The organism is Lichenicoccus sp. (genome assembly GCF_965276875.1).
Lineage (GTDB): Bacteria > Pseudomonadota > Alphaproteobacteria > Acetobacterales > Acetobacteraceae > Lichenicoccus.
On sequence record NZ_OZ255701.1, the window covers coordinates 2,313,107 to 2,330,583 of the forward strand.

Consider the following 17,477-nt stretch of genomic DNA (forward strand, 5'->3'; position numbering starts at 1 on the left):
AGAGGGAAGCTCGGACTAAACGTTCTGTAGGAGCCGTGCGGCGTCGCCATCGATGATGAGGCCGCGCACGAAGCCGGTTTGCAGGAGGGCGTGGACCGACACTACCTTGTGGGTGCCGCCGGCGAGCAGCACGACGTCGCGGTTGCGCAAATGCTCAAACTCCATCGCCAGGGTGCGACGGGCGAGTTCATGGTCGACGACGGCACCGTTGCGGTCGAACAGCCGTCCCAGCGAGTCCGCCACCGCGCCTTCGGCTTGTATGCTGCGCAATTCTTCGGCGCTGAGCATGGACTGGGTGCGCAGGAACGAGGTTTCGCGCAGTTCGCCGACGCTGATCAGATAGAGCTCGGCCGATGCCGCGAGGGCCAGCGCCTCGGCGACGGTGCGTTGCGACATCAGCACGGCGCGATCGGCTACGGTGTCGGCGATGAACGGGACCGGTAGGAAATGGCCTTCGCCGCCGGTCCGCGCGGCCAGCGCCTGGACGACTTCGAACGGGTTGGAGGCGGAGTTGCGGGTCAGCGAGCCCATCAGCGAGACGAAGCAGGCGCGGCTGTTCTGCACGCCGGAGAGGTGCTGCGTCATCTGTTCGAGCGTGCGGCCCCAACTGACGCCGACGGTGATCGGTTTGCCGGAGGCGAGCTTGCCTTTGAGGAAGTTCGCACCCGCGCCGCCGACGGCGCGTCGGGCGATCATGCCCTGGGCGGCGGCCAGCCTGGGTTCGCCATCGGTTGCGTCGAACCCCATCGACGGCGTGGCAAGACAGAAATCCAGCCCGTAGCGACGGGCGATGGCGTGCTCGAGGTCGAGGTCGCGGATCGTCTCGTGGTTGATGGTGACACTCACCAGTCCGCGCTCGCGGGCCTCGGAGAGCAGGCGGACAATACGGGTGCGATGCACGCCGAGCCGCCGCGCCACCTCCTCCTGGGTCAGGCCGCCGATGTGATAGAGCCACGCCGCGCGCACCATGATGGCGGCGTCGGGTTCGTGCGCCAGGTTCAGTGTCAGCATGGGTCAAGAATACCCCCTTGACATGCGTCGGGCCAAACGAGGAATGTTCGATCAGGAGCAAATGTCGTCCTAAATGTCATATGTTCATTTGGGCGCAGGGGAGATGTTCCGCCTCATGGGCTTCGTGATCGGCATCGATGGCGGCACCGAAAGCCTGCGGGCGACAGTCTTCGATCTGTCCGGGCGCAGGATTGCGTCCGCGGAATCGGCCTATCCGACCCGGTTTGCCGCCGGCGCGCGCGCCGAACAGGATCCTCTGGATTGGTGGCGCGCACTCGGCATCGCGGCGCGGCAGGTGCTCGCCGAGGGCGCGATCAAACCTGGTGACGTCGACGCGCTGTGCGCGGCCACCACCTGCTGCACCGTCGTCGCCTTGGATACGGCGGCGACGCCGCTGCGTCCGGCGCTGCTGTGGATGGATGTGCGTGCCGGCGCCGAGGCCGACGCGGTCCTGGCCACTGGGGATGAAGCCCTGGCGATCAACGGCGCCGGGTTGGGTCCGGTCTCGGCGGAATGGATGATCCCGAAGGCGCTCTGGCTGTCACGGCACGAGCCGGAGATGTTTCGTCGGGCGCATACCATCTGCGAATACCAGGATTATCTCACCTGGCGGCTCACCGGCATTCGCGCCGCGAGCCTGAACAACGCCTCCATCCGCTGGCACTATCGCAGCGACGCCGGCGGCTGGGCGGATAGCCTGCTTGATGCGCTGGATCTATCGGAACTGCGTACGAAATGGCCCGGCGAGATTTTGGCACCCGGCGCGGTCGTGGGGCCGCTGACGCGGGCGGCGGCAGAGCATCTGGGGCTGACCGAGAAGGTAGTGGTGGTGCAAGGCGGTGCCGACGCGCTGATCGGCATGATCGGGCTTGCGGTGTCGCGACCGGGGCAGCTCGCACTGATCACCGGCTCGTCGCACCTGCAATTCGCGGTGGGAGATCATGCCTCGCACGTGCCTGGGCTCTGGGGCAGCTACCAGGATGCGGTCTATCCGGGCCGCAATATCCTCGAAGGTGGGCAGACCTCGACCGGCTCGATCATCGCCTGGCTGCGGCGGTTGACCGGAGACGCCATCGATCTCGCCGCACTCAACCACGCCGCCACCTCACTCGAGCCGGGCGCCGACGGGCTGCTCGTGCTCGACCATTTCCAGGGCAACCGCACGCCCTATACCGACCCGCTGTCGCGCGGCGCGATCCTTGGCCTGTCGCTGCACCACAGTGCCGCGCATCTGTTCCGTGCCATGCTGGAGGGGATCGGCTTCGGCACCCGCGCGATCATCGACCGCATGGCCGAAGCCGGCTGCGGCGCCGCCGAGATCACCGCCGGCGGCGGTGCCACGCGCTCGCCGCTCTGGCTGCAAATCCATGCCGATACGGCAGGCCTGCCGGTGATCGTGCCGGAGGTCGCGGAGGCGCCGTCGCTGGGGGCGGCGGTGCTTGCGGCGCATGGGGCAGGTCATTTCGACAGCATCGATGCCGGGATCGCGGCGATGGTCCGTCCGGGGCGACGGATCGAACCCGATCCGGCCCGTGTTGCGCGCTACGACGAAATCTACCGCCGCTACGCCGAACTCTATCCCGCCCTGAAGCCGCTTCGCGAAGTGCCCACGCTATGACCCTCCCGAACATGCCGCTGGAGTCGCTGTATCGCACGATGCGGCGGATACGCACCTTCGAGGAGCGCGTCGCGGAACTCTATGCGCGCGGCTTGTCGGCGGGTTCGATGTTGCATCTGTCGATCGGCGAGGAGGGCGCCGCCGCCGGTGTCGCGGCGGCGATGGGCGAGCGGGACAGCTTCACCACCCATCATCGCGGCCACGGTATCTTCCTCGCGCGCGGCGCCGATCCCGGCCGGATGATGGCCGAGATTGGCGGCAAGGATGCGGGCTATTGCCGCGGCAAAGGTGGCTCGATGCATATCGCCGACATGGCGCTCGGTCATCTGGGCGCCAATGCCATCGTCGGCGGCGGCATCCCGCACGTCGTCGGTGCCGGACTGAGCCACAAGCGCCGTAAGAATGGCGCCATTTCGGTGGCGTTCTTCGGCGACGGCGCGATGCAGCAGGGCGTGCTCTACGAGAGCATGAACATGGCGGCGTTATGGGACCTGCCGGTTCTGTTCGTGTGCATCAACAATCAATACGGCATGGGCACCCGGATCGATCGCGCCACCCGCTCGATGGATTTCGATCGTCGTGCGGAGGCGTTCGGGCTCGCGGCGGCAATGGTCGACGGCGAGGACGTCGAGGCGGTGTTCCAGACCGCGCAGGGGCTCGCCGATGGTGCCCGCGCCGGCAAGCCAGGGTTCATGGCGATCTCCTGCTTTCGCTTCTTCGGTCACGGCCGCATGGATAAGAGCCCTTACCGGACCGCCGAGGAGGAGCAGATCGGCCGCAAACGCGATCCGCTGGCGCATGCCCGCGCGGCCCTCATCGCGCGCGGCCTCAGCGATGAAGCCGCACTTGAGAAGCTCGATGCCAAGGTGGCGCGTGAGATGGACGCCACCATCGATCTCACCGCCGCCGCCGAGCCGCCGCATGCGGCGAGCATGTTCCGCGATGTCTATGGCCCCGGCGAGCCGGAGCCGGAACCATTGCGCGTCCGGCTCGACCGCATCCTGGCGTCCGTGTGAACGCCATGGCCACCATCGAGATCACCTACCGCGACGCGCTCCGCCGTGCCTTGCAGGATGCGATGCGCGCCGATGAGAGCGTCATCGTCATCGGCGAGGAGGTTGGCGCCTATGGCGGCGCCTACGGGGTGACGAAGGATCTGATCGGCGAGTTCGGGCCCGATCGGCTGATCGACACGCCGATCAGCGAAGCGGCGATCGTGGGCGTCGCGATCGGGGCCGCAATGACCGGACTGCGACCGGTCGCGGAGCTGATGTATGTCGATTTCCTGGGTCTGGTGATGGACCAGCTCGCCAACCAGGCCGCCAAGATACGCTACATGTTCGGCGGCCAGATCGGGGTGCCGATGGTGTTGCGCACCCAGGGTGGCACCGGCCGCTCCGCCGGCGCGCAGCATTCGCAGAGCCTGGAGGGGTGGATTCTGCATACACCAGGTCTGCGGCTGGCGATGCCGGCGACCGCGCAGGATGCCTACCATCTGCTTCGCCACAGCCTGACGCTTCCCGATCCTGTTGTGTTCATCGAGCACAAGTCACTTTATACGCGGCGCGAGACGGCCGATCTGCAGAGCCCTGATGCACTCTGGGGCAAAGCCATCGTACGCCGCGAGGGGCGCCACGCGACATTGGTGACCTACTCGCGCATGGTGCATGTCGCACTCGAAGCTGCCGAGCGCCTGGCTGCGCGCGATGTGGCGCTCGAAGTGATCGACTTGCGCACGCTCAACCCGCTGGACATGGCCACCGTGATCGCCTCGGTGGAGCGCACGTCGCGCGCGCTGGTGGTCAGCGAAGGGCCGCTGACCGGAGGCGTCGCCGCCGAACTCGCCGCGCGGATTTCCGAAGAATGCTTCGATTATCTCGAAGATCCGGTGATCCGCATCGCCGGCGAGGATATCCCCGTGCCGGTGGCGCCGGACCTGGAGAGTGCCAGCATCCCGACCGCCGAACTGATCGCGACGACCGTTCTTCGGATGCTGCGCCGATGATCGCCGAACTCACTTTGCCGCGTCTCGGCGAGACGATGGAGACCGGCCGGGTGGCGGCTTGGCTGAAGCAGCCCGGGGATAGGTTTCGGCGCGGCGAGACGTTGGTCGAGATCGAGAGCGACAAGACCGTCGTCGAGATGCCTGCGCTGGGGGATGGCGTTCTGACCGAGATCCTGATTGCGACCGGCCAGGACGCCAAGGTCGGAGCCGTTCTATGCCGTTACGAGGACGGAGCCGGGCCGGCGGCGACCCCGCGTGCGACGCCGCGCGCCCGGGCGCTGGCGCGACAGGAACGTGTCGATCTTGCCGACCTGACCGGGACCGGACGACGCGGCCGGATCGAGGTCAGCGACATTCATCCGCCGACACCTGAGTCGGGCGTCCGGTTCGTCGAGGTGCCTGGCGGTCGCATCGCCTATCGCGACTGGACCGGTGGTGATCGGCAGCAGCCACACGTGGTGCTGTTGCACGGTCTTGCCGCTGATCTGCAGAGCTGGGCGACGCTGGCGGCGGCACTGGCGCGGGCGGGGTGCCACGTGACCGCGATCGACTTGCCCGGACATGGCGACACCAGCCTTAACGCCTCGGGTTTCAACGAGATGGCAGATGCGGTGGCACTGTTCCTGGAGCGGCTCGGCGGGGCTCCGGTCGAGCTCGTGGGCCACTCGCTGGGCGGCGCCCTTGCCGCACGCGTGGCGCGTCGCGCAAGGATCGCCCGGCTGACCCTGCTCGCGCCGGTTGGGCTCGACCGCGCCATCGACGTCGAGTTCGTCCGCGACATTGTCCGGGTGCGCGCGGTGGGCGCTCTGCAGCATCTGCTGCGGCGGCTTTCGGTGCGGCCGGCGACGCTGACGACGGCACAGCAGGAAGCACTGGTGGCAGAGCTGTCGCGCGGGCGGCTGGTCGGCCTGTCGGAGCTGATCGTCGACACGCATGGTCAGCAGGTCGACATCACCACCGACCTCAGAGCGTGCGCGATGCCGGTGCGGCTGGTGTGGGGACTGCAGGACCGCATCATCCCTTGGACTCAGGTCAGTCAGGCGCCCAGCCGCAGCGCCATCCATCTGATCCAGGATGCGGGGCACGTGCCGCATTGGGACCAGCCGGCGGAGGTCGCCGCCCTGTTCGACTAAGCCTGCAAACAACGAGAATCGGAGGATGCAATGCGTGACGAGACCTCGACCATCGTCCAGCCGACCCGGCGTCGGATGCTGGGTGCGGCGGCCGCACTTGGCGGCGTGCAGTTAGCGGACTTCGCGTTCGGCAACCGGCTTGCCGTGGCGCAGGACAAGACCAAGCCGATCAAGCTCGCGGTGGTGGCGCAGCAGATGTCGGCACAGTCCGATCAACGGAGCTGGGCAGGATTACAGCAATGGCTGAAGACGACCGGCTTTGATAAAACCTGGCAGGTCAACATGACCGACGCCAAGGGTGACCCTGGCGCGCTCGTCAGCCAACTGGAAAACGCCATCACGGCCAGATCCGACGCGATCCTGGTGATGTACGGAACCTTGACCGCGGCGCACAGCGCCCTTGCCGACCTCACGCGCTCGAAAATTCCCTTCTTCAGTCTGGATAGTGGCTGGCAGTCACCGTCGATTGCCGACATCACCAGCAACAACTACGTAATGGGTGGCAAGACCTCACAATACATGGTGGAGCGGCTGCTTGCCGAGGGCAAGCAGAAGGCCAACATCTGCGCCGTCATTGCCAATTTCCATCACGGCACCCGCAAGCGCGGCAAAGTCATGCGCACGGTGCTGAGCGAGAACGATTGGATTTCTCTGAAGGCTGATCGCGTGATCCAGTATTCGGGTTTCTATGAGACGACGCAGAACGTTGTGAATGACTGGCTGGCTCGTTATGGAAGCGACCTTGATGCGATCTGGTGTCCCTGGGATGAGCCCGGCATGGCGGCGGCCGAGGTCATCAAGTCGCGCAACCTTGCCGACAAGATCTTTGTCGTGGCAGCGGATGGTGCCACGACCGCGGTCGAGCGAATGCGCGATCCGAGCTACCCGCTGAAGGCGACCGTCGCGCAAGCGTTCGAGCTCTGGGGCGCCTATACCGGTTGGCTGATCAACGAGATCGTCGGCAAGGGCCGACCGGCGAAGCAGGTCGTGCCGGTACCAAGCGTGGAGTTCCCGGCACCACTTCTGGTGAGCGGGGTCAATCTGCCGGCACCTGGCATGCCGACCTACGATGCGACCGATCTGTATTACGTCTATCGGCAACGTGCAGTGGCCGGCATGAAGAGCTGAGCGGCGCTTCGTTAGACATACCGCATGGTCGCGATCCCTCTCCTGCAGGCCCGCGCGATGGGCAAGAGCTTCGGCGCCACGGTGGCACTGGCCGACGTGGATCTGGATCTGCGCGAGGGTGAGATGCTGGCGCTGGTAGGGGCAAACGGCGCCGGCAAGTCGACCTTGGTCAAGATCATCTGCGGCGCATTGCCGCCGGACGCCGGCACCTTCAGTGTCGGCGGCCGCGTGGCGCAGTTTCGTGGTGTCGCCGATGCGCTGGCGGCCGGGATTGCCGTAGCACACCAGCAGGTGGCGATCATCCGGCCGTTGAGCGGAGCCGAGAACATCATGCTCGGGCGCGAACCAGTGCGGCGAGGGCTGATCGACGAGCGCGCGCTGCGCGAGCAAGCGCGCGAACTGGCCGACCATTTTGGCGTGCGGATCGACCTCTCGCGCGCTTGCGATACACTCTCGCTCGGTGAGCTGAAGATTCTCGACATCCTCAAGGCATTGGCTACGCGGCCACGTGTCCTGATCCTCGACGAGCCGACAGCCTCGCTCACCCTGACCGAGACGCAGCAGCTCTTCGCCTTTCTGGCCGAGCTGAAACAGCGCGGCATGGGCATCTTGTTCATTTCGCATCATATGAACGAGGTGTTCGCGCAGTGCGACCGCATCGTCGTGCTCAAGGATGGCCGTATCGTGCACGAAGGCGCTGTCGCGGACGTCACCTTGCCGACGGTGCTACAGTTGATGGTTGGACGAACCATCCAGGAGACCGACTGGTCCAGCCACGCCCAGCATGGGACGGAGGCAGTGGTTTCGCTACGGGACCTTCACGTCGGGCGCCTGGAGGTGCCCGCTCTGACGGTGCGGTGTGGCGAGGTCGTGGGTGTCGCGGGGGTGCTCGGAGCCGGGCAGACGGGGCTCCTTGAATGCCTGGCGGGAGCCGCCGCGCGGAAGGCTGGAGATCGGGTGCAAATCGCCGACTTGCGGCGTTTGCCGCGCAGCGTCGCGGAGGCGCTGGATCACGGCGTCTATCTCGTCGCCGATGACCGTCTTCGCAAGGCGATGTTCCGTGGTCTGTCGGTGCAGGAGAATGTGCTCGCGGGTTCGCTCCGCCAGGTGAGCCGGCATGGCTTCATTCGTGTTGCCGCGGCGCTGGCGCTGGTGCGCGGGATCGTCGCGCGGCTGCGGGTGAAATGCAGCGGCGTACAGCAGGATGCGCTGCAACTGTCCGGGGGCAACCAGCAGAAGTTGGTGTTTGGCCGTTGGCTGGCGCGGATCGGTCAGGGTGATGGTGCGCCGGTACTGCTCCTGGACAACCCGACCGAAGGCGTCGATGTGGGCAGCAAGGCCGAACTTTACACGTTGATCCGCGACCTTGCGCGCCAGGGTGCCGCGGTGCTGATTGCCAGCAGCGAATTCTCCGAACTGATTGCGCTGTGCGATCGCGTCTATTGCATCCGCGACAGCCGGCTGGCCGTCTGCCTCGCGCGCGACGAGCTGTCCGAGGACCGGCTGTTGCTGGAGGTGAACTAAGCATGTCTGTCGTCACCCGCTCGCCACGCGTGCGCCAGTTCGACGCCGGCCAGTTTGCCGAACGCTATGGCACGGTCGGTGCTGCGATCGTGATCTTCGTGGTGTTCGCGCTTGCCAGCGGCGCCTTTGTGTCCGCGGAAAACATCAGCAATATCCTGGTGCAGATCTCCGTATTGATGGTGATCTCCTCCGGCCTGACGGTGGCGGTTGCCAGCGGCGAGTTCGACCTTTCGGTAGGCCAGGTAGCCGGCCTGTCCGGCGTGTTGGTCGCCGGCTTGATGGTATGGAGCCATCTGCCAGTCGGTCTCGCCATCGCTCTAGCCGTGATAGCCGGGACCGTCATCGGGATCGTGAGCGGGCTGCTGGTCACTCGCCTGCGGATCCCTTCGCTGATCGCCACCCTTGCAATGGGACCCATCGCGCTCGGCCTGAATTATGCCTATGACGGCGGCGATTCAATTTATTCGAGTTTCCCGCAATTCTTCTATGTCATTGCGACCGGGCGGATCGGGGGTATGGTGCCGGTGCCGATCTTGATTGCCTTGGTCGTGGTTGCGGCCTTCTATGTGCTGGTGAACCGTACGCGGCTGGGCCGTGCGGTGGTGGCGACGGGATCGAATCTCCAGGCGGCGCGACTATCCGGGATCAACGTCAACCGCTGTCGGATGATTGCGCTGATCCTTTCGGCGTTTGGCGCAGCGCTGGGCGGTATCATGCTGACTGCGCGGCTGGGCACTGGCCAACCCGGTGCCGGCGAGCCCTATTTGATGGACAGCCTGACCGCCGTGTTTCTTGGTATGACCGCCTTCAAACCGGGTCGTGCCACGGTGCAGGGCACGCTGGTCGGGGTGGTCATCATAGGCATGCTCGACAATGGTCTCAACCTGCTCGGCGCACCCTTTTATTTACAGAACGAGGTACGCGGCGTAGTGATGATTGCGGCCGTCAGCCTTGCCGTGCTGCGCGGCGAAATCCGTTTCTTCTAGGAGAGGAAATCAATAAATGGAAAACCAGCAAGGCGGTCGTACGGCACTTGTCACCGGTTGCAGCCGTGGCATTGGCCGTGCCATCGCACTCGGGCTCGCCCGCGACGGCTTCGACATGGTGGTCAATGACATCGAGCGCCAGCGCGCCGATCTCGAGGCGCTGGCCGAGGAGATCCGTGCAATGGGCCGCGACTGTCAGGCTCTGATCGCCGATGTCAGCGATCGCGCGCAGGTGCACGCGATGGTGGATACGGTGATCGCGCGTTCCGGCAAGATCGATGCGATCGTCAACAATGCCGGCATCCTGATTGCGAGCACCGTCGAAAACCTGACCGACGAGCAGTGGGACGCGGTCATGGATGTCAACGCGAAGGGGACCTTCCTGGTGACGCAGGCAATACTGCCGCACATGCGCGCACGCGGCTACGGGCGCGTGGTCAACATAGCCTCGATCGGGGGCAAGGTCGGCTCACCGGAGCAGGCGCATTATGCTGCCAGCAAGGCGGCCGTGCTGGCCTTTACCCGAGTGCTGGCACAGGAGGTCGGGGAGTTCGGCATTACCGCCAATTGCGTCTGCCCCGGGATCATTGTCACCGAAATGGGTCGAACCAACCTGGCCGATCAGGCGAATGTCGACAAATGGGTAGCCGCGACTGCGCTACGCCGGCTTGGCCAGCCCGAGGACGTGGTGGGACCCGCCTGCTTTCTGGCATCCGATGCGTCTGCTTTCATGACCGGGCAGTCGCTGAATGTGTGCGGCGGCATCGTCTTGAACTGAAGCAGCGATGACGGGCGAGACAAACACGAGAAAGGTGACCATCCTGGGGGCGTTCTTCGCCGATTTGGCGTGCCGTACGCGCCGCATGCCAGCATGGGGCGAGACGATCCATGGTGAAGGTTTCTCGCTCGGCCCAGGGGGCAAGGGCTCCAACCAGGCGGTCGCCGCGGCGCGACAGGGCGCTGAGGTATCGCTCATTACGCGGCTTGGTCGCGACCCGTTTGCCGATATGGCACGTCGTATGTTTGACAAAGAAGCAATCAATCAGGATGGGGTCTCCGTCGACGAGGACCTTCCCACAGGGACCGCAACCATCCTTATCGATTCCGTACTCGGTGAAAATGCCATCGTCATCGTACCTGGTGCGTGCGACCGGCTCGGGATCGCGGAGGTCGATGCGGCGGCACCGGGAATTGCTTCGTCCGCCTACTTCGTGTCGCAACTCGAACTCCCGCTCGACACCTGTCTGCATGGGATCAGGCTCGCCCAGCGAAGCGGGGTGCCGGTGCTTCTTAATCCTGCACCGGCGGTGGCACTACCTGCCGAGATCTTCCCGATGCTTGATTACATAACGCCCAACGAAACCGAGGCCGCCGCTCTGGTCGGCCTCCGTGTCGGCGATACTGGCGAGGCTCGGATCGCGGCCAGGACATTGCGGGATCGTGGCGTCTTGAACGTCGTCGTCACCCTCGGCGGCCAAGGTGTTTTTGTCAGCGGTGAGGCATATGAGGGTCTGGTCGCAGCGTTCGACACCGGGAGGTTGGTCGATACGACCGGCGCGGGAGATGCATTTAATGGTGGCTTCGTTGCAGCACTTGCGGGGGGCAGCGGATTGCGAGAGGCGGCACGCTTCGGCTGCGCAGTCGCGGGCATTTCGGTGACGCGGCCGGGTGCCGCGCGCTCCGTACCACAGCGCGCCGAAGTTGACACTTTGCTGCGTGGCGCAACCGTGAGCTGACTCACGACGTGTTTAGCAGCGCCAGGACGCCATCGAGCTGGTCGAGGTTCGTGTAGTGGATGCGAAGACTGCCGCCCTTGCCATCGAACAGAATTTGGATCCGTAGCCCCAACTTTTCGCGTAGATCGCGCTCCAGGGCTGCAATCTCGGGATCTTTTCTGGGGCTGTCGTCAAGCTTGATGCGCGAGGAGGTCGGCGCGATCCGTGAAGCGGTCGATTGTTGCTGTGCCAAAGCTTCGGTCTGACGTACGGTCAGGCGCTCCGCAATGACCATAAGGGCCGCTTTCGCGGGATCGGGGTGGCCTAGGAGTGCCCGGGCATGTCCAGCGCTCAACGTGCCCAACTCCACTTCTTTACGTACAGTGAGCGGCAGTTGAAGCAGGCGCACGGTGTTGCTTAGGTGACTACGCGATTTGCCGATCGCAACGGCGAGTTCGTCGTGCGACAGGCCGAATTCGCCAATAAGACGCTGTAATCCCGCGGCTTCTTCAATCGGGTTCAAGTCCTGACGTTGCAGATTCTCGACGAGAGCTGCGGCCATCGCCTCTCCATCGTCCAGCATACGGACAAGGACTGGGACCTGGTGTAGACCTACGCGCTGCGCCGCCCGCCAGCGACGTTCACCGGCTATGATCTGGAATTTTCCGTCACGCTCCGGATGTGGCCGCACAAGAATAGGCTGCAGGATTCCGCGTGTGCGGATCGACGCTGCGAGTTCTTCCAGAGCCTCCGGCGCCATGTCTTGCCGTGGCTGAAACGGCCCGGGCTCTAGCGTTTCAATTGGCTGTGCCTGGCTCGATGGCCCTTGATCACTGGGGGGCCCACCAAGGGATGGCGAGGCCTCTCCAAGAAGGGCGGCTAAGCCACGGCCGAGGCGAGATGGTGCGGGCTCACGCTTCTTTGTCATGGCTAGGATTGTTTGCGGGGGCTGCGGCGAACCCGCTTGACGAGTTCCTCAGCGAGCCGAGTATATGCCAGTGCGCCGCTGGAGCGTGGATCATAGAGCAGCGCGGGTTTGCCGTGGCTCTGCGCCTCGGAGATCCGAATGTTCCGCGGGATCAACGTGTCGAAGACCTGATCCCCAAAAAAACCGCGCGCATCATCGGCCACGAGCTCTGATAGGTTATTGCGTCTATCAAACATTGTAAGTACCAGCCCTTGTAATCGCAATTCCGGATTAAAGGCCTTCTGTACACGATCAATGGTTCGCATGATGTGGCTGACACCTTCCAAGGCAAAGAATTCGCACTGCAGAGGCACGAGAACGCTATCGGCTGCGACGAGTGCATTGAGCGTCAGCAATCCTAAGCTTGGTGGACAATCGAGTAAGACGAAATCATACCCGAGAGATGCGGTGCGCTCGTCGGAAAGCGCCTGTCGCAGCAGGAATTCGCGCCGCTTATAGCTCACAAGCTCGATTTCCGCACCGGCTAGCTCGTTGTCGGCTGCAAGCAGCGAAAGGTTGGCTACCATCGTATCCTGAACGAGGCCGGCCAATGGTTGATCCTCCGCCAGTAACGCATAGCTCCCCAAACTCCTCGCTGCGTAATCGACGCTCAACCCGGTTGAGGCATTTCCCTGTGGGTCAAGATCGGCGAGCAGAACCTTCAGTCCGAGTGCTGCAAGCGATGTGGCAAGGTTGATGGCAGTCGTGGTCTTGCCCACACCGCCCTTTTGGTTTGCGACTGCGAGAATGTGCGGAATTTGAGCCTCACAATCAGGACTGGTTAAGACGGCGAATTTGGCTCAGCTTCAGGACCGTCCCCGCTGGATCGGTCTGACTTGGTATACACTCGGCGACAAAATGCCAATTCGACCGGGCCTGGGCGAGTTCATCGACCACCTTTCGGCCTTTTAGAAACAGGCAAAATCCGCTGGGCTGCAGCAACGGAAAGGCATAGTACAATAGGGTAGGAAGTGCTGCGAGCGCGCGAGCAGTGATGACTGGCGCGGGTACAACGTCAGCATCCTCTATGCGACTGTTGATAATGCGAGCGTTTGCCTGGCTCACTCGTGCTGCTTCACGAAGGAAGCTTGCCTTGCGGGTGTCGCTTTCGATCATCGTGACGGGGTTGCCGAAGGCAATTGAGAGGACAAGTCCCGGGAAGCCTGCGCCCGATCCTAAGTCGGTGAAGGGCAGCCCAGGGGGTAAAAGGGGCCCCAGCTGAAGGCTGTCCGCAACGTGGCGCGTCCAAAGATGTGGAACGTCCCCCGTTGCAACCAGGTTTATCCGCTGATTCCATTTGAGGAGGGTGTCGACGAAGCTCTCGATCATGGCTTGAGCCGAGGCGGAAGCTTGGGGCACCGCAGCCCTTCTTCCATGTTTCACGTGAAACTATCCACAGGCAGGCTCCACGGACGAACTTGGTGGGCGCAGTAGGGCTCGAACCTACGACCCGCTGATTAAGAGTCAGCTGCTCTACCAACTGAGCTATGCGCCCGTCCGTGCTAAGACGGCGCATATAGCATCGCCTCGTGAGTGACGGAAGTGGCGTCGCCTAATTATCCGCCGCCAAACTTGGCCGCTCCGCCCTCCGCATTCGAACCAGGCCCTCCTGCGCGACACTCGCCACCAACTTACCCTTCCGGTTAAAGATTTGGCCTCGATTAAAGCCACGCGCTTGGGCCGCCCAGGGGCTTTCCATGACATAAAGTAGCCAATCATCGACACGAAAATCCGCATGAAGCCATAGCGCATGGTCCAGGCTTGCAGCCTGCATGCCGTGGGTCAGAAAGCTCACGCCATGCGGAAGCATGCTGGCGCCGAGAAGTCCCATATCTGACGCGTAGGCCAGAACAGCTCGGTGGACATCCGGGTCGTCACCAATCGGCGCCGCGGCACGAAACCAGATCATGCTGCGCGGCTCGTGCGGTGTCGGGTGCAGGAGCGAACGGGGCTCCACGGGTCTGACCTCTATTGGCCGCACACGACTTAAGACTGTCTCAGCCCGGGGAGACAAGTCACCTTTCTCACGCTCGCGCTGGGACAGCTCAGCCTCACTGAGCAGACTTTCTGGCTCTGGCGCCGCTGGCATCTCGGCTTGATGCTCAAAGCCGGGCTCAGTCCGATGAAAGGAGGCTGCCATGTTCAAGATCGGTTGGCCCCGCTGCAACGCAATAACGCGACGAGTAGCGAAGCTGCGGCCATCGAAGTCACGCTCAACCCTGTATATGATGGGGAGGGACTCGTCGCCGGCCCGCATGAAGTAGGCATGCAAGGAGTGAGCGGCAGCCTCGGTCTCAACGGAGCGCATGGCAGCAGTCAGACCTTGAGCGATCACCTGGCCACCGAACACTCTGCCCTGGCCGCGCGCCCTGCGGGCACCTCGATACAGGTTGATGTCAATTTCCTCGATGTTCAAGAGTTGCAAAAGCCGAGCAACCAGCGCCTCCGGACTGCGCGGTGCACGGTCGTCCGGTGCATCGTCTGGCGTTCTCATGTTCTGTTAGGTCCATACCGGCGGGCGTGAATCGCACTTGACGTACCACGCCGGCGCAAGGCTGAGCAATGCTGGCCGACTTATCGGTCCGCCCAAATATAGCCGAGTTGTCGCGCTCCCGAGATGCCCGCCTTGCGCAACAATGGTCGTGACAGGCGCCGCATGTGAAACACCGCCGCCGCTGTCGGCCCGACCAGCACAATATCCTCATCTCGGCGCACCGCGCGTACGATCCGCCTGCCGACGATCGAAGGGTGAACGCCCTTGGCTTGATACTGCCGGTCTAGCCGATCAAGTGCCGAAGCTGGAACGCTTGCTGCTACAGCCTTGCGATTGCGCACAATCGGCGTGTTGATAATTCCAGGACAAACCACCGTTACGCAGATTGTCGTGCGCGCAAGCTCCATCGCCAGGCAATCCGAAAACCCGATTACGGCGTGCTTGGAAGCCGAATATGCACTGAGATTGGCGACCGCGTGCAGACCAGCCGCGGAAGCAACGTTGACCAGATGCCGCGAACCCCCCGCTTTCAGCATTGAAGGCAAGAAAGCTCGACTGACGTTAACCACGCCGAGCAGGTTCACGCGGATCACCTGTTCCCACGCGCTTGCCGGGGTCTCGAGAAATGGTCCGAGGAAGGCCACCCCAGCATTGTTGACGACGACGTCAGGTGTGGCGATAGCAGTGACCTTCGAGCCAAGTGCAGCTACTGCCTCACTATCGCCAACGTCGCAGCCGAACGTCGCGCAGCGTCGACCCATTGCTATGACCCGCTGCGATATGTCCGCAAGCCTTGCCTCGTCCAGATCCACTGCCGCGATATCCGCACCTTTGCGCGCAAAGGCGAGCGCCGTCTCAAATCCAATGCCTGAGGCGGCACCGGTCACAAGCACCAATCGTCCATTGAGATCGCGCAGCGCCATGATTTAGGCGATCGCAATTACGCGCTTGCCGATGGCTGTTCCTTGCAACCAAGCCATGATCGCATTTCCGACGCGTGCTAAGGGAAGGGTCTCGGACACTTTGAGACTAAGCTTACCTTCGGCGTAGAGCCTAAGCAGGTCCGCGATACTGGTCAGGCTTCTGGCCGGCTCACGGGCAACAAAAGCGCGATTCCCCACAATCTCGGCTCTGGGCGAAGAAGGGTGCGGTGGGTGCATCTGATAGCGGTCTTCGATGATCAACATATCGGAAAAATCCACGTCACGGGCTCGCACCTGGACTCGCATTTGACCTGGGCCTGCTTCGGGCGTTGGCACATCCTTCAGCGTCAGGGTCTTGGAACTGCCTGGAGTTCTACCGAGCAAAGCCGTCGAGGTCGTCATCCTGTCGCACCGCCGGAAATCGTCACGCCCCCGTCGATCACCAGGGTCTGCCCCGTGATAAACCGTCCGGCATCCGACGCCAGAAACACAGCTGCACCGGCAATCTCGTCCGGTTCGCCAATCCGACCCAGTGGTGTCGATGCGTTGGACGCCGCGAGCGTTCTGGGATTCTCCCAAAGCGCGCGGGCAAAATCCGTACGGATCAATCCCGGTGCAATGCAGTTCACCCTCACATTGAAGCGGCCGTATTCGACCGCATAGTTGCGCGCGAGCTGCATGTCGGCGGCCTTGGAAACGTTGTAGGCACCGATCACCGGCGATCCATGCAGCCCGCCAATGGAGGAGACGATGATCACCGCGCCATCCCGCCGCGCAATCATGCCGGGCGCTGCGAGTTGGATCAGCCAATGGTTTGCAAGAACATTGTTATCGAGGATCTTGCGGAACTGCTCATCGCTAATACCGGCCATTGGCCCATAGTACGGGTTGCTCGCAGCGTTGCAGACCATGATTTCGACTGGGCCGAAACGTTCGTCGGTCTGCTGCAAGAGAGCCTGCAGGTCTGGCTTGGAGGACAAGCTGGCGGCGATTGCGATTGCCCGTCCAGGACCGTGGGCCACCTCGATCTCCCGAACGACCTCTTCGCAAGCCTCGCGCTTACGCGATGAAATCACCACCCGCGCACCATGCTCCGCCAGGCGATGCGCAATGGCTCGGCCGATGCCGCGCGAGGAGCCGGTGACGACCGCGACCTTGCCATTCAAGTCAAATAACGACATGGCCTGAGTTCAGCCTTTGCTGTTGCGGCGGAGCTTTGCCATGCCGCCGATCCAGCGGTCGGTATCGGCCGCCTTGTGGCGCACGTAGCTGAGCACTTGCGGATGCGGCAGGATCAGGAAGTGCCTTTCGGCGAGACCCGTTATCACCGAATCGGCTACCGCCTCGGGGCTGAGTAATCCATCCAGAAGTGCCGGTTCCTTGGCACTGGCACCGCGCGTCATGGCTGTATCAACACCCTGCGGGCAAAGTGCTGCGACATGGATGTTGTCGTCGCGATGGGCGATCGCGAGGTGCTCCGTGAATCCGAGAGCTGCGTGCTTGGTCGTCGAATAGGTGGCGCTTCCGATCTGGCTGAGCAATCCCGCCGCGGAGACGGTATTGAGAATGCCGCCCTGACGCCGCGCAATCATTGACGGCAAAACGGCACGAGCGGCGTAGACGTGACCCATGACGTTGACGGCCCAGCTACGTGCCCAGCTTGCTTCGGAAGCGGAGGCTGCATTGTGGAAGTCCGGGTCGGGCTCAATGATTCCGGCGTTGGAGCAATAGAGATCGATCGAGCCGATCTCCGCATGGACCTTGGCAACCATCGCCGCGACCTCATCTGCCTGGGTCACGTCACAGGGAATGGCCAAGCCACCGATTTGCCGTGCGACGGCCTCGGCACCGCTCGCGTTGCGATCGGAGACGATCACCCGCCGCGCGCCCTCTGCCTGAAAGCGCACACAGAGCGCCTGCCCGATGCCCTGCGCCGCTCCGGTGACAAGCACAATCTTATCTTTGACATTCAT

At 63.4% G+C, this 17,477-nt stretch carries 18 protein-coding genes and 1 tRNA gene; 9 read left to right on the forward strand and 10 right to left on the reverse strand.

Translation table 11 applies throughout. The annotated features are described in order from the left end of the window. Positions 1 to 15: 15 nt before the first annotated feature. Positions 16 to 1,011: a sugar-binding transcriptional regulator gene (locus ACQY4K_RS11215; protein WP_428390293.1), complete on the reverse strand. Its 996-nt coding sequence runs from the start codon at positions 1,009 to 1,011 to the stop codon at positions 16 to 18. A 103-nt stretch (positions 1,012 to 1,114) separates the two neighbouring features. Here ACQY4K_RS11215 and ACQY4K_RS11220 point away from each other — a divergent pair, with 103 nt between their 5' ends. The 9 genes from ACQY4K_RS11220 (at position 1,115) to rbsK (ending at position 11,141) form a co-directional block, all read left to right on the forward strand. Beyond that, positions 1,115 to 2,629, forward strand: coding sequence for an FGGY-family carbohydrate kinase (locus ACQY4K_RS11220; RefSeq protein ID WP_428390294.1), 1,515 nt, complete (start codon positions 1,115 to 1,117; stop codon positions 2,627 to 2,629). Beyond that, entirely contained in the window at positions 2,626 to 3,645 is a 1,020-nt protein-coding gene (locus ACQY4K_RS11225; RefSeq protein ID WP_428390295.1) for a thiamine pyrophosphate-dependent dehydrogenase E1 component subunit alpha, read from the forward strand. Before ACQY4K_RS11220 ends, ACQY4K_RS11225 begins: the two co-directional genes overlap by 4 nt. 5 nt (positions 3,646 to 3,650) lie before the next feature. Then, positions 3,651 to 4,634: an alpha-ketoacid dehydrogenase subunit beta gene (locus tag ACQY4K_RS11230; protein WP_428390296.1), complete on the forward strand. Its 984-nt coding sequence runs from the start codon at positions 3,651 to 3,653 to the stop codon at positions 4,632 to 4,634. Then, positions 4,631 to 5,767, forward strand: a complete 1,137-nt coding sequence (locus ACQY4K_RS11235; RefSeq protein WP_428390297.1) for an acetoin dehydrogenase dihydrolipoyllysine-residue acetyltransferase subunit — start codon at positions 4,631 to 4,633, stop codon at positions 5,765 to 5,767. Before ACQY4K_RS11230 ends, ACQY4K_RS11235 begins: the two co-directional genes overlap by 4 nt. Before the next feature lie 75 nt (positions 5,768 to 5,842). After that, positions 5,843 to 6,895, forward strand: a complete 1,053-nt coding sequence (locus tag ACQY4K_RS11240; RefSeq protein ID WP_428390298.1) for a sugar ABC transporter substrate-binding protein — start codon at positions 5,843 to 5,845, stop codon at positions 6,893 to 6,895. Positions 6,896 to 6,919: 24 nt separating this feature from the next. Beyond that, the gene (locus ACQY4K_RS11245; protein WP_428390299.1) at positions 6,920 to 8,419 is read left to right on the forward strand and encodes a sugar ABC transporter ATP-binding protein; all 1,500 of its coding nucleotides are present in this window, start codon (positions 6,920 to 6,922) and stop codon (positions 8,417 to 8,419) included. Between the two features lie 89 nt (positions 8,420 to 8,508). Continuing rightward, the gene (locus ACQY4K_RS11250; protein ID WP_428390300.1) at positions 8,509 to 9,405 is read left to right on the forward strand and encodes an ABC transporter permease; all 897 of its coding nucleotides are present in this window, start codon (positions 8,509 to 8,511) and stop codon (positions 9,403 to 9,405) included. A 16-nt stretch (positions 9,406 to 9,421) separates the two neighbouring features. Continuing rightward, positions 9,422 to 10,183, forward strand: coding sequence for an SDR family NAD(P)-dependent oxidoreductase (locus ACQY4K_RS11255; protein ID WP_428390301.1), 762 nt, complete (start codon positions 9,422 to 9,424; stop codon positions 10,181 to 10,183). A gap of 7 nt (positions 10,184 to 10,190) precedes the next feature. Further along, on the forward strand, positions 10,191 to 11,141 hold the full coding sequence (gene rbsK, locus ACQY4K_RS11260) for a ribokinase (RefSeq protein ID WP_428390302.1): 951 nt from the start codon (positions 10,191 to 10,193) through the stop codon (positions 11,139 to 11,141). Between the two features lies 1 nt (position 11,142). On the opposite strand, the gene ACQY4K_RS11265 is transcribed toward rbsK, so the two are convergent. From ACQY4K_RS11265 to ACQY4K_RS11305, 9 genes are all read right to left on the reverse strand, one after another. Beyond that, positions 11,143 to 12,048: a ParB/RepB/Spo0J family partition protein gene (locus tag ACQY4K_RS11265; RefSeq protein ID WP_428390303.1), complete on the reverse strand. Its 906-nt coding sequence runs from the start codon at positions 12,046 to 12,048 to the stop codon at positions 11,143 to 11,145. A gap of 2 nt (positions 12,049 to 12,050) precedes the next feature. After that, positions 12,051 to 12,845 (reverse strand): ParA family protein, encoded by a 795-nt coding sequence (locus ACQY4K_RS11270; protein ID WP_428396079.1) that lies wholly within the window; start codon positions 12,843 to 12,845, stop codon positions 12,051 to 12,053. A 13-nt stretch (positions 12,846 to 12,858) separates the two neighbouring features. Beyond that, a complete protein-coding gene (gene rsmG / locus ACQY4K_RS11275) occupies positions 12,859 to 13,416 on the reverse strand; it encodes a 16S rRNA (guanine(527)-N(7))-methyltransferase RsmG (protein ID WP_428390304.1) in 558 nt (185 codons plus the stop codon). A gap of 90 nt (positions 13,417 to 13,506) precedes the next feature. Next, positions 13,507 to 13,582: transfer RNA gene (locus tag ACQY4K_RS11280), tRNA-Lys, on the reverse strand. 57 nt (positions 13,583 to 13,639) lie between these two features. Then, positions 13,640 to 14,581, reverse strand: coding sequence for an acyl-CoA thioesterase (locus tag ACQY4K_RS11285; RefSeq protein ID WP_428390305.1), 942 nt, complete (start codon positions 14,579 to 14,581; stop codon positions 13,640 to 13,642). An 80-nt stretch (positions 14,582 to 14,661) separates the two neighbouring features. After that, positions 14,662 to 15,504, reverse strand: a complete 843-nt coding sequence (locus ACQY4K_RS11290) for an SDR family NAD(P)-dependent oxidoreductase (RefSeq protein WP_428390306.1) — start codon at positions 15,502 to 15,504, stop codon at positions 14,662 to 14,664. 3 nt (positions 15,505 to 15,507) lie between these two features. Beyond that, complete coding sequence (locus ACQY4K_RS11295) at positions 15,508 to 15,783, reverse strand: zinc-binding dehydrogenase (protein WP_428390307.1); 276 nt, start codon at positions 15,781 to 15,783, stop codon at positions 15,508 to 15,510. Positions 15,784 to 15,902: 119 nt separating this feature from the next. Beyond that, positions 15,903 to 16,685: an SDR family oxidoreductase gene (locus tag ACQY4K_RS11300; protein WP_428390308.1), complete on the reverse strand. Its 783-nt coding sequence runs from the start codon at positions 16,683 to 16,685 to the stop codon at positions 15,903 to 15,905. Between the two features lie 9 nt (positions 16,686 to 16,694). After that, on the reverse strand, positions 16,695 to 17,477 hold the full coding sequence (locus ACQY4K_RS11305) for an SDR family oxidoreductase (RefSeq protein ID WP_428396081.1): 783 nt from the start codon (positions 17,475 to 17,477) through the stop codon (positions 16,695 to 16,697).